Source organism: Sphingomonas sp. GW821-FHT04B01 (assembly GCF_059420425.1).
This window is the reverse complement of record NZ_JBWKTR010000010.1, coordinates 94,229-109,581: the sequence shown is the minus strand read 5'-3', so window position 1 is coordinate 109,581 and position 15,353 is coordinate 94,229. Positions and strand designations below refer to the sequence as shown.

12 protein-coding genes are annotated in these 15,353 nt (G+C 58.4%); 2 read left to right on the top strand and 10 right to left on the bottom strand.

The window, feature by feature from the left end:
• Positions 1-29: 29 nt before the first annotated feature.
• The gene (locus tag AC07UH_RS19040; protein ID WP_495181763.1) at positions 30-923 is read right to left on the bottom strand and encodes a LysR family transcriptional regulator; all 894 of its coding nucleotides are present in this window, start codon (positions 921-923) and stop codon (positions 30-32) included.
• Between the two features lie 101 nt (positions 924-1,024).
• Here AC07UH_RS19040 and AC07UH_RS19035 point away from each other — a divergent pair, with 101 nt between their 5' ends.
• Positions 1,025-1,891 carry an SDR family oxidoreductase gene (locus tag AC07UH_RS19035; RefSeq protein WP_495181762.1) on the top strand — a complete coding sequence of 289 codons (867 nt, stop codon included), beginning with the start codon at positions 1,025-1,027 and terminating at the stop codon, positions 1,889-1,891.
• A 60-nt stretch (positions 1,892-1,951) separates the two neighbouring features.
• Here the strand turns inward: AC07UH_RS19035 and AC07UH_RS19030 are convergent, their stop codons facing one another.
• Entirely contained in the window at positions 1,952-2,701 is a 750-nt protein-coding gene (locus AC07UH_RS19030) for an SDR family oxidoreductase (RefSeq protein ID WP_495181761.1), read from the bottom strand.
• A 60-nt stretch (positions 2,702-2,761) separates the two neighbouring features.
• On the opposite strand from AC07UH_RS19030, the gene AC07UH_RS19025 reads away from it, so the two are divergent.
• Positions 2,762-3,718, top strand: coding sequence for an AraC family transcriptional regulator (locus AC07UH_RS19025; protein ID WP_495181760.1), 957 nt, complete (start codon positions 2,762-2,764; stop codon positions 3,716-3,718).
• A 222-nt stretch (positions 3,719-3,940) separates the two neighbouring features.
• Here AC07UH_RS19025 and AC07UH_RS19020 read toward each other — a convergent pair whose 3' ends face one another.
• From AC07UH_RS19020 to AC07UH_RS18985, 8 genes are all read right to left on the bottom strand, one after another.
• Positions 3,941-5,542 (bottom strand): non-canonical purine NTP pyrophosphatase, encoded by a 1,602-nt coding sequence (locus tag AC07UH_RS19020; protein WP_495181759.1) that lies wholly within the window; start codon positions 5,540-5,542, stop codon positions 3,941-3,943.
• Positions 5,530-6,561 carry a beta-ribofuranosylaminobenzene 5'-phosphate synthase family protein gene (locus AC07UH_RS19015; RefSeq protein WP_495181758.1) on the bottom strand — a complete coding sequence of 344 codons (1,032 nt, stop codon included), beginning with the start codon at positions 6,559-6,561 and terminating at the stop codon, positions 5,530-5,532. Before AC07UH_RS19015 ends, AC07UH_RS19020 begins: the two co-directional genes overlap by 13 nt.
• Positions 6,521-7,228 (bottom strand): hypothetical protein, encoded by a 708-nt coding sequence (locus tag AC07UH_RS19010; RefSeq protein ID WP_495181757.1) that lies wholly within the window; start codon positions 7,226-7,228, stop codon positions 6,521-6,523. Before AC07UH_RS19010 ends, AC07UH_RS19015 begins: the two co-directional genes overlap by 41 nt.
• A 3-nt stretch (positions 7,229-7,231) precedes the next feature.
• The gene (locus AC07UH_RS19005; RefSeq protein ID WP_495181756.1) at positions 7,232-8,380 is read right to left on the bottom strand and encodes a DNA adenine methylase; all 1,149 of its coding nucleotides are present in this window, start codon (positions 8,378-8,380) and stop codon (positions 7,232-7,234) included.
• A gap of 571 nt (positions 8,381-8,951) precedes the next feature.
• The gene (locus AC07UH_RS19000; protein ID WP_495181755.1) at positions 8,952-11,414 is read right to left on the bottom strand and encodes a bifunctional diguanylate cyclase/phosphodiesterase; all 2,463 of its coding nucleotides are present in this window, start codon (positions 11,412-11,414) and stop codon (positions 8,952-8,954) included.
• A gap of 689 nt (positions 11,415-12,103) precedes the next feature.
• Positions 12,104-13,954: a methyl-accepting chemotaxis protein gene (locus AC07UH_RS18995; protein ID WP_495181754.1), complete on the bottom strand. Its 1,851-nt coding sequence runs from the start codon at positions 13,952-13,954 to the stop codon at positions 12,104-12,106.
• A 481-nt stretch (positions 13,955-14,435) separates the two neighbouring features.
• Positions 14,436-14,837, bottom strand: a complete 402-nt coding sequence (locus AC07UH_RS18990; RefSeq protein ID WP_495181753.1) for a hypothetical protein — start codon at positions 14,835-14,837, stop codon at positions 14,436-14,438.
• Positions 14,834-15,106, bottom strand: a complete 273-nt coding sequence (locus AC07UH_RS18985) for a hypothetical protein (RefSeq protein ID WP_495181752.1) — start codon at positions 15,104-15,106, stop codon at positions 14,834-14,836. The genes AC07UH_RS18990 and AC07UH_RS18985 overlap by 4 nt, the downstream gene beginning before the upstream one ends.
• Positions 15,107-15,353 lie beyond the last annotated feature (247 nt).

Here is a 15,353-nt window from a genome sequence, read left to right as displayed (position 1 = left end):
AGGCGTCGTGACCGGCGAGCCGCTGACGGTCAGCGCCGATCATCCAGATAGGCTGCGAGTTCCTCGGCCGTCCCGTTCGGAAAAGATTGCCGCAGGTACTCCAAGAATGCCGACACCCTGGCGTTGAGCAGGCGTCGCGAGGGGTAGAGCGCCCATAGCGCGACGCGTGAGGTCGGAACATCACCCCACGCAATCAGCCGCCCTCTTGCGATGTCCCGGCTGACCAGCGAGAGGGGCAAGCGCGCCACGCCGGCACCAAGACGCACCGCATCCCGGATCATCACCAGCGAGGACAATCGGAGCACCGGATCGATCGCCATTGTGCGTTGCCCATCTGCGGTGGCGATCATCCAGCTGCTCTCGAAGTCGCGGTCGCGCACTACGGCAGGAAAGATGCCGCCTGTCAGCGGCGATAGGTCAGGTGCAGCAACGACGACCAGTCGGTCGTGGAGGAAGGGCCGGCCCACCAGCGCATCGTCCGCTGCCGGGTTCACCCGGATGACGAGATCATAGCCCTCCTCGATCATGTCGACCGCGCGATCGTCGGTCGTGACCTCCAGCCGAACATCGGGATGGCGCTGCGCGAACCCGGCCGCCAGACGCCCCATCGCGGTCTGGGAGAAGAGAAGCGGCGCGCTAATCCTGAGGCGTCCACGGACCGCCGCGCTGCCCGATGCGATTTGGATCGTCGTCTCCTCAAGCTCGGCGAGCAGAGCGCCTGCCCTTTCGGCCAGCGCCCGCCCCTCCTCGGTCAGCTTGAGGTCGCGCTTGCCGCGCTCAAACAGGCGCAGGTCGAGCGCGGCCTCCAGCTCCGACACGCGGCGCGACAGCGTCGCCTTAGGTCTGCGCGCGGCGCGCGCGGCCTTGCCGAAGCCACCATGGCGGGCGACGAGCGTAAAATCGGCAAGTGCGAGCAGGTCCATATCGTTCCACCCATGAGACGGCGCGTCCAGATTGCGCGTCTATTTGCCTGAAGATGGATCACGCATCTTGCTCGGGTCAGCAAGACCCAAGGAGAAGCCTCATGACCATCCTCGTAATCGGCGCCACCGGACGCGTCGGCCGCCATGTCGTCGAACAGCTCGTCGCTCGCGACGCTTCTGTCCGCGTCCTCACCCGTGACCCTACCAAGGCGGCGTTTCCGGCTGGCGTCGATGTTGCCAAGGGCGATCTGCTCGACATCGACTCCCTGCGCGGGGCCTTTGTCGGCGTAAGGACGCTGTTCCTACTCAACGCGGTGACCGGTGACGAATTTACCCAAGCGATCGTCACGCTAAACGTCGCGCGAGAGGCCGGTCTCGATCGCGTCGTCTATCTGTCGGTGTTCGATGCTGACCGCGCCGTCAACGTACCCCACTTCGCGGTGAAATCGGGTGCCGAGCGGATGCTCGAGGCGATGAACTTCGGCGCCACCATTTTGCGTCCGACATATTTCATCGACAACGAGGCGATGGTGAAGGACGTGATCCTTCAGCACGGCGTCTATCCGATGCCGATCGGCGGCAAGGGCGTGGCCATGGTCGATGCGCGCGACATCGCCGAGGTCGCCGCGATCGAGCTGATCCGGCGCGACCGCGCACCCGGCAGGCTTCCGATCGAGACGATCAACGTGGTCGGTCCGGAGACGCTGACCGGCGAGGACGTGGCAGCGATATGGTCCGACGTCCTCGGCCGCCCCGTCGCCTATGGCGGCGACGATCCAAACGGCTTCGAACAGAATATGGCGACGTTCATGCCGCGCTGGATGGCTTATGAGATGCGACTGATGGCCGAGCGCTACGTCAGCGACGGGATGATCCCGGAGGCAGGCGACCGCGAGCGCCTGGCGAGCCTGCTCGGCCGGCCCCTGCACGACTATCGCGAGACGGCAGTCCGGCTGGCTTCCGCCTAATGTTCGGGGCTGTGGCCCGGTGTCCGGCGGGTAGGTACCCGCCGGCCGCCGTTTCACACGTCAGGCGGCGTCCGCCATCCAGGCAATCGCATCGGCGCCGGCGGGTATCTTAAGCGGTGCGGACGGGTTGGTCGCGGCCTCGAACACGACAGCTGCAACGTCCTGGGCATGGGTGACCGGCCCTGTGTCCTCCTGGAACTGTTTGATCATGCCCTCGATCATCGGCTTGTAATCGGGATCGTCGAAACCGCGCAGATGCGGTCTCGCATTCGCGCCGAACTGCGTCGTCGGGGAGCGGCCGGGCAGCACGATATGGACGCGTACGCCGAACGGCTGCATCTCGACCGCCAGGCTTTCGGTGAGCGCATTCACTGCGGCCTTGCTGGCGCGATAGGTGCTGACCAGCGGCAGCGGCTTCAGCGTAGCGGTCGAGGTCACGTTGATGATCACGCCTGATCGGCGCTCGCGGAAAGCCGGAAGGACCGCCTGCATCATCGCAAGCGTGCCAAGCGTATTGGTCTCGAAGAGTTGGCGCGCCGTCTCGAACTCGATGAGCTCGATCGGGACCGCGGCGCCGAAACCGGCATTGTTGACCAGCACGTCTACCGGCCCCGCCTGCGCAAACGCGCTGGCGATGCTGTCGCGGTCTGTGACGTCGAGCGGCAGGATGGTGAGCCGGTCCGACGACGGCAGCAGGCCGGGGTCAGGCGTGCGCATCGTCGCGATGACGCTCCAGCCGCGGTCGAGAAACAGATTTGCGGTTTCGAGACCAAAGCCCGAGGAACAGCCGGTAATGAGGACGCTGGGCATGTCTTGCTCCGTTGATGAGTGGGGGAGCGCCGAAAATGGTTTCCAGGATCAAGACTGGCTATGGTCGACAATCCCGAATTCATTGGCGATCGTCCTGATATGACCATTGATCCGCTTGCCGAGATCGTAACCCTGCTGCGGCCCTCCGCGAGCTTCTCGAAACTGGTCGAATATGCCGGTCGTTGGCGCATCCGCCGCGACGTCGAGGGCAAGCCCGTCTATTTCGCCGTGCTGGAAGGCGAATGCCGGGTGGTGAACGCCGGCCAGGCCTCGATCGTTGTGCGGGCCGGCGACTTCGTGCTGCTGCCGGCTACTGGCGATCGGGCCATAGACGGCATCGAGAGCATGGACCCACCGCCGGACGGCGCCGTGATGACCCCGACAGAGATCGGCGAGGGCCGGTTCCGCATCGGACAGGTGGATCAGCCCGTCAATCTGCGCATGCAGGTTGGCATCTGCAGTTTCGCATCACCCGACGCCGCTCTGCTCCTGTCGCTGCTGCCCGCGATGGTGGTGGCCCGCGGCGAGCCACGGCTGGCCACGTTGATGAATCTGGTCGGGGACGAGACCCGTAAGGCAAGGCCTGGGCGCGAATTGGTGCTGGAACGCCTGCTCGAGGTCCTCCTGATCGAGGCGTTGCGCTGCGGCTCCGGTCCCGCCGCCATGCCGAGCCTCGCCCGGGGCATGTCTGACGAACGACTGGTTGCGGCGTTGCGAGTCATGCATGCGCGCCCCGCGCATCCGTGGACGGTCTCGGATTTGGCGGCCGAAGCGGCCATGTCCCGCTCCGCCTTTTTCGCACGCTTCACCAGCACGATCGGCATACCGCCGATCGAGTATCTGCTTACCTGGCGGATGGCGTTGGCGAAGCGCCTGTTACGGACACGCGATCTCGCGATCGGTCAGATCGCTGCCCAAGTCGGCTATGGATCGGCCAGCACGTTCAGCACAGCCTTCACCCGGCACGTCGGCATGCCGCCAGTGCGCTTTGCGCGAGTGTGTGACACGGCCCAATGACGGAGGAGCGGTACAGCCCTGTGGGGCGAAGACCCAAAACTCGCCGTTAAAGGGCCAGTACCGACTTTCCAAAAGCAGACGCTCATTCGAAATATGCTGCTTAACCGGAACTGGGCCGACTGCCGACAGGCAGTTTCGGACACTTTGAGCGAAAGGCGGGACATCCTCCCAAATTCTATCGATATCGCAATGGGCGCTTCGCGCGCATGATACCCAAACTGATCAGCCCTCACGGATACTGTGGATCACGTCCCTAAGCGCCTTGACGCCCTCGCCATAACCCGTGTTTGACAGTCTGTATCGCTTCCGGTCTCCATTCCCGCTAATTTCATAGTACGGGTAGAAGTCCTGATTGAAGTATCGGCTAACATTGTCCTTGTACTTCGACCTGATGTTCGGAAATTGATCGTTAATAGACTTCGCAATATCCGTGGTCGTGAAGCTTGCACGCCGTTCATGATCCTCCCACGACGCAAGCAGTGCGATCTTGATCGCGTCCTCCAGCTTTACCTCCCGAACTTGGCGTACGGCAGCGAGCTGCTCAGGGATGTCCATCGCGTTCCGTGAGATCGTCGATACGAGCCGCGCGATCTTCCTTGTATAGTCCGGGATCGTCGCGTTGTTAGTGATGTGACGAAATGAGGAGTCTGTTGCGATGACGTCTAGCCCCATCCGGCCCTGCTGCGCGTCTCTTCGCGCCAGCTTTTCGACATCGAGTTCATCGCCGGCGCGCATCCTGCTTTTCAATCGCTCGAACCGCTTGTCTTGATCGGCATTGATGAAGCACTTGGTGAGCTTCTTACCCGCCTCCCCGAGCCGCTTCTCCGCGTATTCCACTTCGGCTGGTGATCTGAAGCCGGAGATCACGACCGGGGTCGCCGGATGCTCCAGAACGTAGTCGACGACTTTCTCGGCGGCGATGTGCGGCTTTTGCTTCAGAGCCTCCTCCGCATAATCGCCGATCTTGATCTCGCCCTTGTATCCGTGCCGGTGAAGATAGCTGAGATGCATAAAATCGCTGGCTTCGACATGAAGAAAGCCAAATTCCCGAGTGAGCCATTGCGCCGCCGTCGTCTTCCCGCAGCACGTCGGTCCACAAAGGAGGATCGTCGGCGAAGACTCGATCTTCAGCTTGAGCTGTCGCTCCATCGATGCGTAGCCGACGTCCTTCAGAAACTGGAACAACCGTGTGAATGACTGTCGGCGAAAGTCCACGTTGTCCGCCTCTTCTATCGGAAGCGATCCAAAGGGTGCATCGGCACCCTCGGGCACGAACCATTTGTTGAAGGAACCGTTTTCCAGCCACGGGAAAACGAGATTACTCTCGAACTCCTGCTCGCGCTCGATGATAGATCCGCCCTGACGCCCGACGAAAACGAGATATCTCTTCTTCGTACGCCAAGCTTCCTGCAGCGATGCTGGCACATGGAGCAGGACATCGGATCGGACGACGACGCGACGATCGTTTCCGCGCTCCTTTAGCTGGCGGTCGAGATCCCCGAAGGACTGCTCCGCCATCCAGAACTTGACCTCCGTTCCGGGATACTCCCGCACGGCATCGCTGAAGGCCTCTATCCTGACGGAGGTATCCTCTAGAATGAACGCACTTCCATCGAGCGAAATTCCAGCCTTTTCGCATTGCTCTCTAGCGCTCTCGTAGCTCTGCTCGAGAAGCTCTTCCCGGGATTCCAGCCGCGGCTCTTCATAGCCAGCGTGATAGGTCCGCTGGCGAAAGCTCACGATGCGCAGCGGATAGGCCTCCGCAATGTACCGCGCGTGGGCGAGCTTGGTCTGGTTGCCGGTGAAGAAGGTCAGAGGGCGCATGTAGGTTCTGCGCTGAGGGTGCGCCCTTCATTAGTCATCCGCGACAAAAACACGTCGCAGTCTAGCATCTCCGCTGCTTGCGCAGCGGCCGCAAGAAACGCCGAGGATCCGCCGGAGAATAACATCGGACCGAGGCTCGACATCCCGACGTAATCTGCTCCGAGCGCTCGCAGTCCGTCACGTAGCGCTATCAACGCGTCTCCATGCTCTTGCCACTCTCGGCGCTTCCATTCCGTCTCCTGCATGCGTTCGATCGCAGTCGCGAAACCACCTTGGTCCTGTTCGTGGAGCGAGCCGAAGACCCCGAAGAGAGCGTCGTAGCAGGCTCGATAGGAATTCTCCGGAGTTAACGGAAGTGTTCTCTGGAAGAAGGCGAGCTCCTCCTGCTGGCTCTTCGCCGGAATGCGTCTTGGCATGGCCAACAAAACTGCCCACTCCGGCAAGGAGGTCGGGTGAAGCGACAGCGGCAATGCCTTTGGACGGATAGCGGACGATGGCGCGTAGCCATCCCCGTCATGCCGGACGCCAAGATCGAAGACGAGGCCGCCGTCGAAATAGGCATTAATTCCAATTCCTGACGTGCCTCCTCGACCCGACAGCCGCACTATCTGCTCACGCGACAGCTCGGTGCGATTGATCGCCAGCAGTGCCTCGATGCAGGCCAGCCTGATGGCGGATCCTGATCCCATACCCACATGGGTCGCCAACGCCCCGTCGATTTCGACGATCACGCCGTGTTTCAATGCCAACTCCGTTTTCGCGCTCCGAAGCGTTTCGATCAGCCGATCGATCTCGACATCATGGAGCGGACGGGCCCTGCGGTCTACGACAACGAAGTCCTCCGAGCCGTCGAACGACAGGATCGCTTCGGGCGACGCCACGGCGAAGCCGATGCCTCCGTTTCTACGAAGGGGCGCCTTGTGCATCGAGATCAGTCCGACGTGTATTCGAGGACGACCGGCGATCCGGATCCGACCATCAAGTGACAATCTTCGACCACTCCTGCTCGAAGAACTCACGATACTTCATGGCGTAGGTAGTGGTCATCTTTACGTGCACGGCAGGAGCATGGCGGCTTTTGTCACCTTCGAAGACAGGCCCGGCGACGAGATCGTCATCGACGATCACAAAACTGTGATGTGCTTTGTCGTCGAAACGCTTTAGGATCACCCGCCCAGGAAAATTAGCTTCGAGCGTTTCCAGCTTCTTTTTGAGTTCCGGCGTCTTTGCCTTGGCGCTGGGCGCGAGATGTCGCTCCACCGGCACCAGCAACTCCACCTTCAGTTGGCCATGGCGCTGTAGCTGATCGAAGAGAACCTTGTCGTCGGCGTCCGGGTCCAGAAAGTCGTTCACGAAACGGGTGCATGATGCGCCCATAACGCGAACCGAATACCGTGCGTTCGCGACGAGCTTCTCGTAATAGTCCTTGTCATGCCGGTTATTCAGCACGTCGACTATCCCCATACGAGTGAAGTGCTCGAGCCGAATAGATGGACCAATCACGGTGATATAGGTGATAAGAAAAACGGCGAGACCACTAACGACTCCGCCGACTAAGCCCACCATCTTCGTGCTTTTGTCATCCATGGCCCAATACCAGTAGCCGACCAGCAGCAGGACCACGACGGACGCGGCGATGATCAGGCCCCAAATCGGAAACTGAAACTTCTTGAAATCTAGCTGCATGTTTTAGGGATAACCCACGAAAAGGATTTCGCTTTTGTCTCTGCCGCTGAGAGCGTATCGGTGTATTTGATGGTAGGTCAAAACCCTTGAAAAAATGGTCTTGAAGAAAGCTTCGATTTCCTCAAAACCCGGGACGGCGTCGGCCACGTATGAGAGAACGACGATCGACTCCTTGTGCCTCGATACGGTCGAAAAGAGCAAATCTTTGAATAATCGCTTATCCGACCAGTCACGCATCCAAGCCGGCTCCTCAAGATGTTTGATGGCGGAATTCGATGAAATACCCTGCTCCCAATCTTCGTAGCGACAAATGCCCTCTAGAAAGTGGTATTTCATCCAATAGTTGTCACGGTTGTGGGCTTGATTATGCCCGACGTAAGGTGGATCCATGTAGACAAGGTCATATCCTGCAGCGACTTCCTCTGCATTGGTGGCGGTAAGCACCTCGAACTGTACAGGCGAAGTGATGAGAGCCTTTCGCAATTCCCTGAGGCTCGCCACGATATGATGGTCGAAGGACTTGTTCCATGTCGTGAGGTTGCCGAACGATCGCTTCACGTCTGTGCGGGTGCGGATGTTGAGGTTTGCCCTGTGAAATAGATTGAAGGGCCTCTTTTTGAGGCAAGCCTGATATAGAAGGTATCGAAGAAGCCGGCGTTCGCCGTCGCCCAACGTCTTGGCCGCTTGGGCGACCATGTACCCATCAATCCACCTGTTCTCTTCGGCGATGTAGAAGATGTTCTCGAAGTTCGATGAGACCACGCCATCGCATGGGCGAAGACGCTCCAAGAAGTCGGTAATCCAACTTTCGTCCAACGCAAGTTCGTTTGAAAGCAGGGTGTGAGCCACGTCGGAATTGAAGACGAAACCGTCGTGATAGGTCACGCGCTTGGACATGGCCTTGAACAAGAGCGACACCGATGCCGTACCTCCGAAAAGGTCGAGTACGGTGTTGAAATTAATGTTTGACGTTACCTGGAAGATCCAAGCCAGCAGTTTTCTCTTGCTGCCATAGTATCGCGTCGTGGGTGTTCGCCTCAGGAATTCCTCTACGAATTCCTTATTTAGCGCACGCGGAGGTGCGGCGAGGAGCGTGGGCACGGCGTGTCGAATTGCAGAAATCGTCAAATCGACAGTACCCCCCTCAATCAAGCGTGCGCTCGTTGATACTGGAACCTATGAGCTGCTTGGCATTCTGTAAATGTCGGCTGCCTGTTGCGGCATCCAATCCGAAATCCGCCTATCATGCCAATCGGCGTTGGCTGAACGGCCGGCGGCTTTCAGAATTTCGCCGAAACGCTCGAATGGCCGATACCAGAGCGCATAGCTGCTGTCGTACTCTGCCTGAATGAACGTCAGCTTACGCCGGATCACTGTTCCGAAGCCGCCATTCCGCTATCCCGCTGCCGCAAAAGGCGGAGCATATGGGTTCATAAAAAAGTTTTGAAATATGGGCAATTTAGGCGCTGACACTACCCCGCAAGGAAAATGGGGCAGTAATTATGAGGACTAACGTGAGTTGGTGTCTCGACAGCCAATAAATATCAAGCCAAGGCATCGGTCTGCAGGATATCTATAAGCATAAGCTTAATAGTGGTTGACCTCCCTCATCAAAACAAAGATAACTATTGCATTTCCGCCGCCTCGGACAGCCAATTGACCGAAGTTGCTGCCTAGTGGTGGCGGTCAAATGGCGGAGCGGCTCGTTCTGAGGTGCAAGGGTTCAGGCTGCCGCGGGTAGGTCTGCAGCCTTTCCCCTAGTAGCAACCATTGAAGCAAGATCGGCACGGGTGAGTGGACGGCCAATCAGGTAACCCTGGATCGTGTCGCAGCCTGCCGCGACGGAAAAGTCGAACTGCTCGGGTGTCTCGACACCTTCAACCGTTGTTGACATGCCAAGACACTTGGCCATGGTGATGATGGCGCGGATGATAGCCGAACTCTCGGCGTCATCAGGTACCTGGCGTACAAAAGACTGGTCAATCTTGATCTTGTCAAATGGAAATTTACGCAAGTAGCTGAGCGATGAATAGCCGGTGCCAAAATCGTCCATTGATATCCGGACCCCCAATGACTTGAGTTGGTTCAACGTTTCAAGGGTACCGATCTCATCCGACAACAGAACGCCTTCGGTAACTTCGAGCTCTAAGCGCTCAGGAGCCAGGCCGCTATTTTCAAAAGCCTGCACAATATGAGTAACCAGCAAGCGATCACGAAATTGCGCTGGTGACAGGTTGATCGCCACACTCATGCTCTGTGGCCACGTTGCCGCTTCTACGCACGCCGTCTGCATTACCCATTCACCCAGCGGTACGATAAGACCTGTTTCTTCGGCGATGCCGATAAAGTCAGCCGGTGATACCAGCCCGCGCGCGGGGTGGTTCCAGCGTACGAGAGCTTCGGCCGAGGTAATACGTCCTGTTTTAGCGTCGACCAAAGGCTGATAATGTAGCTCCAATTGCCCTTCCTCGAGAGCAAGCCTCAGCCCGATCTCTATGGCACGCCGTTCGCGCATTTGCTCGTCAAGCGTGATGTTGTATCGCTTGAAGCCCCCCCTGCCGCTCGCTTTTGCAGCGTAGAGGGCAAGGTCAGCGTTGCGCATCAACCCTGCCGGATCGTCGCCATCATCTGGCGCAAGCGCTATGCCAATGCTTGCACTGAGGTAGATTGCCTGCCCATCAAGCATGAAGGGCCGTGCGGCGATAATATCGACAATGCGTGCCGCCAGCGCAGAGGCTGCATCGACCTCATCGGTAGCCAACTGCAAAATCGCAAACTCATCTCCCCCAAGTCGTGCAATGATGTCGCCGTCACGCAAGGTGGACCGTAAGCGATCTGCCACCATGCCTAGCACGATGTCCCCCGCTGGGTGACCCAGGGTGTCATTGATCGCCTTAAAGCGATCCAGATCGAGCATCAGCACTGCACAGGATTTATCCTGATTTCGGCGCGATGCTGTGTGTAGCGCCAGAAGATCGAAGAAACGTGTTCGGTTGGCAAGACCGGTCAGAGAGTCCGTAAACGCGAGCAATCGCATCTTGGCTTCCATCTGCAGGCGCTCGCGCTGGTCCCGGACGGCGATCACAGTCTGTATTTTGTGCCCCAATGCGACCTCACGGCGGAGTACGCGGACAGGAACATGCCTGCCTTCGACGCAGATCAGATCGACTTCGCGTTCTTCGCGTTCTGGCATGCTGGATACATCAAGACCAGGCAGCAGATAGCTTACAAAACGACCGGACAAGGAGCCTGGTTCGTGCCCGGATAGAAATTCGATGCTGTCGTTGGCGGTAACGATCATGTCATCCTGGCAGATCAACAAGCCTTCGAGCGCTACATCGGCTAGCTCGCGAAGACGACGTCGATCCTGCCGCAAACGTACTTTGGCTCCGAGATCGAACCGCCAGCCAAATACCGCCAAGACAATGAGAGCGAGAGACACGCCTGCGACAACAGGCGTAATTGCTTGGGGCGAAACAGCGTGAGTTGGAAATTTCACCGCCGGGTTAGCGTGAAGCGTCATGGCGGCCATGCCGCAAAAGTGCAGCATTCCAATCGATAGCAATAGCAACGGCGCAGCGGTCGATCGGACGCGCCTATTTCGGCTTCCTACCGCCATCATGGCAAACCCTGTGATGGGTAGGCTGACGATAACGGATGGTATCACCAAGCTCAGGTTCCAAGCGACCATTCCTTGGACGAGATATGCCGCCTGCCCGACGTAGTGCAGCGCTGCCACGCCGACCCCGACAATCAGCCCTGCTATAAATTTCTGCCACCGCTGCCGCGAGTGGATGGAGACCCAGACGCCAGCGCCGATGCCAACGATTGCGCAGGTCAACGAAATGGCTGTCAGCAATGGATCGAAAGCTGCCGGCATACCGGGTTTAAACGCAAGTAGGACGATGAAGTGGGTTGCCCAAGCGGTGCTCCCACTCGCTACGATGCTCACTAAACCCCATCCAGTGCGAGCCGAACCGATAGCTCTGGCGGCATGATGGCCGATCGCGAAAGAAGCGTAGATGCCAGTCGCGCAGACAAAGCTCGCGATGATCATCAATCGAGCATCGTGCATGTCACGGATGCAGTGGATGACGGTGGACACAGAGGCGGCCATATAGCTTTGATAGCGCGCAGATGCTAATAAACCGTGAGTCGCGCCATGTTTGTCGATCAACCAATGCATTGCCTAGCTCAACGCTGAAGTTGGCCGCTATTTCGGCATAGGGTAGTCATCCTGCCGAAAGAGCGGTGACATACGCATCGTTGAAACGCAGGCACTTGCTGCTTGTAGTTCAGCGAGCGGCGAAACCATGCCGCTAGGCCGACAGTGCATACGATGTAAAATAGAACCAAAACGGGTTGTTAACCAAACAGGTGGTAGCGTCATACGCCGGGAAAGCGACATATCGAGGACCTACCGTATGGCTTACATTGACCCCCAAGCATCGGGCGACCTAACAATCACGGGTTACCCGAGTGGGCATCTACCTTTAATCATCCGACGTATCTTGACCGATGCTTTGGAGGCTATCGATGCCTCGCGTGAAGGATCGCTTGCCTTGGCTGCCTGCAGCATTTCTCTCGCCATCGAACAAATTGGCGTATCCTGTCCTGGCGTCATTTAACAACTAATACCCCCCCCGGCTCGTGACCGGGTGGGGGGGTATTCGGGTAGTGGCCTTATTGTAGCTTATCAATAGTAGCGTTAACGATGGAATGTCTGGTGCCGCCACATGCCAGCATCTTTAGCTGCATCAGCGACCGCCTAGCGTCGGCAAGTACCGCTTCTAGCTCGACTAGATCATAGTTTAGACATTGCAGGACAGCATCTTTACGACGCGTGTCATCCTGCGGGCCATAATCAACCATCAATTAAAACTCCGACCAGTCGTCTTTGACGAGAGCGACGGCTGCGTTGCCTGACGAACGTAGCGCCACTTTGCCGATCTGCCGCCCTGTCGTTGCGGCACGAGCCTGTAGCTGATGTACCGGCTGCGCCACAGACATCGATGGGGCGCCCGTGCGGAAACGCGCGATCTGGCGCGACATACCATCGACTTCACTGGCAAGGCTCCTGGCAGCAGCAGTGGCCTCCTCGACCATCGCGGCATTTTGCTGGGTGACGCCATCCATCTCCGAAACGGCAGTGTTGATTTGTTGCAACCCCGTGGATTGCTGGATGGTCGCCTGCGCGATCTCGGACACCAGGCCATCGATCTCGCCGATCCGATTGATGATCTGCTCGAGAGCCGTTCCGGTCTCGCCGACAAGCTGGACACCTGCTTCGACTTGCAGGGAGGAGGTACTGATACGAGTTTTGACGTCCTTTGCAGCTTCGGCCGAACGCTGCGCGAGAGCCCGCACCTCCGAAGCAACCACTGCAAAGCCTCGACCTGCATCACCGGCGCGCGCGGCCTCGACGCCGGCATTCAGGGCAAGCAGATTGGTCTGGAACGCTATGCCGTCGATGACGGAGATGATCTCCGAGATTTCTGATGATGAGCGCTCGATACCCCCCATGGCTTCCACCGCACGGCGAACTACCTCACCGGAATGCACTGCTTCCTGACGGGCACTTTGCACCGCTGCGTTTGCACTGTTAGCTTTGTCGGCCGTGCTGCGAACGGTGGAGGTTATCTCGTCCATTGCTGCCGCCGTTTCCTCAAGGGATGCTGCCTGCTGCTCAGTCCGCTGTGACAGATCGTCCGATGCCTGTCGAATGTCTGATGCGCCTGAGTTGATTCCACCCGCCGCTTCGGTGACCTGAGACAAGGTGGTTTGCAGCGATGCCGCGGCGGCATTGAAATCAGCTTTCAGCTTAGCAAACGGTCCTTGAAGATCGGCTTCAACGCGCGAGATCAAATCCCCATCAGCCAGCTTCGACAACGCCGAACCAATACTGTCGACGATCATGGCGGTCTGTTCGGTCTTTGCAGCTTCTGCCGCGACAAGCTGGTCGCGCAACTGCTTCAACGCGGCAGCGAGCTGGCCGACTTCATCGGTGCGATCATCAGCTGACACCGCTACATCCATGCGACCGCTGGCCAGCTCGCCAAGCGCATTTGTGACCTGTGACACCGGCTTCGCGATTTGTTTGACGAGGACGGTCAAAATCAGGCCAAGACCAAGGAAGGCGACTGCCACAGCAATCATCAGCATGGTGCGTGCGCGGCCATACAGTGCATCACCCTCATCGCTTGATGCCGTCGCTAATCCCGCCTCAAACTTACTTAGATCACCTGCGACTTTCGACGCAGCATCAAACTGCCGCTGCGAGGTGCCGCGCATTAAAGCTGTCGCTTCCGCATTCTTGTTCTGACGCGACAATACTAATAACGCACGGTCTGCCGCAAGGTACGCTGCCCACCTTTCATGAAATGCCCCGAGCAACGCACGCGCCTGTGGTTTATGGAGGCTCTCGTCGAGGCTTTTATAGTTCTGATCGATCAATGCCTTTTGCGCATTGATCTTTGCCTCCGCAGTGCTCATGGCGCCTGGATCAAGCGCAAGGATGTGCTCAGCTTCTGCAATGCGGAAGTCGGACGTTGCCGTATTGATATCATCGGTCAGCATGACCTTCGGCAATCGGTCGCGAAGGGCAAGGCTCATCAGGCCATTGATCGACCCCATCTCAGCGATGGAAAACCAGGCGAGGGCTACCAGCAAGAGCCCGACGCCGCCAAAGGCGATCAGCAGCTTGTTGCTGATCCGCACGTTTTTCATGATCCGATTCCTCAAGGGAGACGGATACACTCTATTGCTGGTGCATTAACAAACCGTTTCGGACTATTTCATTGGACAGATGTCCTGGTTCGCCCGCGGTGAGGCGCGGCAGGTGTTGGCCCGGCCTATCATCTAACTTTATTTGGAAAGGCCGGGCGGCATATCAGCAATTGTGTCGAGGTACGCCTTCAAAGTAGCAAGCCCTTCGGTTTGCAGCCTAACGAACCGCCCCCGGCGATCCTCCAGGTTCTCATGCGATTCGACTAAGCCACGGGCTTCCAGGACACTCAATTGCCGTAAAGCTGTGGTTCGTGGTGCAAGCGCCGCGGCGCATACCCGAGATATGGATAGGTCGGCTTGTCGTTCCACGAACATGAAGAGCATCATGTTCCAAGCTGCATCATCGATTAGCGTCGGACCAAATATCTCACACCGCAATCTGCGGCGAGCCAATTCGCCACGCGCCATCGCAGTTGCGCGCTCACTTCGATCCTTCATCCGCACGCATTCCACCATTCTGGTTGTATAGCGTGATTTCCAGTCCGAAACAGCCATAATTACCAATGTGGGCAATGTGGCACAGAGCTGTTAGTTTAAAGGGGCGCGTATCAGGTCGTCGTAGGTCGGCCTTTGAGGGCAGGACTGAACACAGGCGCTGGTTCAGCGTCAGGTGGCTGACTCTGCTGGTTGCGCTGAGCCGCTGCGTAGTCGCAGGTGTACGTTGCCCGGCGAGCGGCACGACGACGGTAAGGTTCGGCACTCTCTCGAAGTCGAACACCTGGATGCCGGCGACACGGACCTTCTCGCCCGATCGGCACCACAGCGGACCGTCGCCATCGTGGACCTGCACCACCTCGCAGACGAACGGAGGCAGGGGCGTCATGCCACCATCCCGCAATCTCGAATGTCAGCCGAATAGGCGGCTCCAGAGGGATGGCTGCGGTGTCCGCTGTTCCAGCCACTGCGCACGTGCATCGGCAGCGCGCTGGTGGAGAGCCCGAAGGCACTCATCGCGCGGAAGATCCGACAGCCGGGCTGGTAGTTGATCGCGGTCCATAACGGCCCAGATCCTTCAGTGCCGAACCGCTGCTTTTCAACGACGATGCGATGAACCGGTGACGCTTGCGCTGGACGTGCGTCGGTCTGTGACATGACAGCCACAGGCCGAGCTTGCCCTATGATACGTCTATAACCAATACGGCAACTCTGCTCACTTGTTATCGCGATAATTCTGTTCGAGGTAATGGACAGCCAGCCGATCAATGAGCTGGAGAGAGAGGTTCGCATGTTCGTTATCGGTGTACTGGGTGCATGGTTCGCTACGTCCTTCGTTGCAGGGGCTGGATTCGCCGCGATGGCGAGCGTGCGAGATCGAAGCACGCCTGAGTACTAAGCCAGC

What these genes read in the sequence shown, in the direction of transcription:
- AC07UH_RS19030 (WP_495181761.1), bottom strand. Translation starts at nt 2,701, where the DNA reads ATGCCCAGCGTCCTCATTACCGGCTGTTCCTCGGGCTTTGGTCTCGAA.
- AC07UH_RS18995 (WP_495181754.1), bottom strand. Translation starts at nt 13,954, where the DNA reads ATGAAAAACGTGCGGATCAGCAACAAGCTGCTGATCGCCTTTGGCGGC.
- AC07UH_RS18985 (WP_495181752.1), bottom strand. Translation starts at nt 15,106, where the DNA reads ATGTCACAGACCGACGCACGTCCAGCGCAAGCGTCACCGGTTCATCGC.
- AC07UH_RS19020 (WP_495181759.1), bottom strand. Translation starts at nt 5,542, where the DNA reads ATGCGCCCTCTGACCTTCTTCACCGGCAACCAGACCAAGCTCGCCCAC.
- AC07UH_RS19035 (WP_495181762.1), top strand. Translation starts at nt 1,025, where the DNA reads ATGACCATCCTCGTAATCGGCGCCACCGGACGCGTCGGCCGCCATGTC.
- AC07UH_RS19010 (WP_495181757.1), bottom strand. Translation starts at nt 7,228, where the DNA reads ATGCAGCTAGATTTCAAGAAGTTTCAGTTTCCGATTTGGGGCCTGATC.
- AC07UH_RS19040 (WP_495181763.1), bottom strand. Translation starts at nt 923, where the DNA reads ATGGACCTGCTCGCACTTGCCGATTTTACGCTCGTCGCCCGCCATGGT.
- AC07UH_RS19025 (WP_495181760.1), top strand. Translation starts at nt 2,762, where the DNA reads ATGGTCGACAATCCCGAATTCATTGGCGATCGTCCTGATATGACCATT.
- AC07UH_RS18990 (WP_495181753.1), bottom strand. Translation starts at nt 14,837, where the DNA reads ATGACGCCCCTGCCTCCGTTCGTCTGCGAGGTGGTGCAGGTCCACGAT.
- AC07UH_RS19000 (WP_495181755.1), bottom strand. Translation starts at nt 11,414, where the DNA reads ATGCATTGGTTGATCGACAAACATGGCGCGACTCACGGTTTATTAGCA.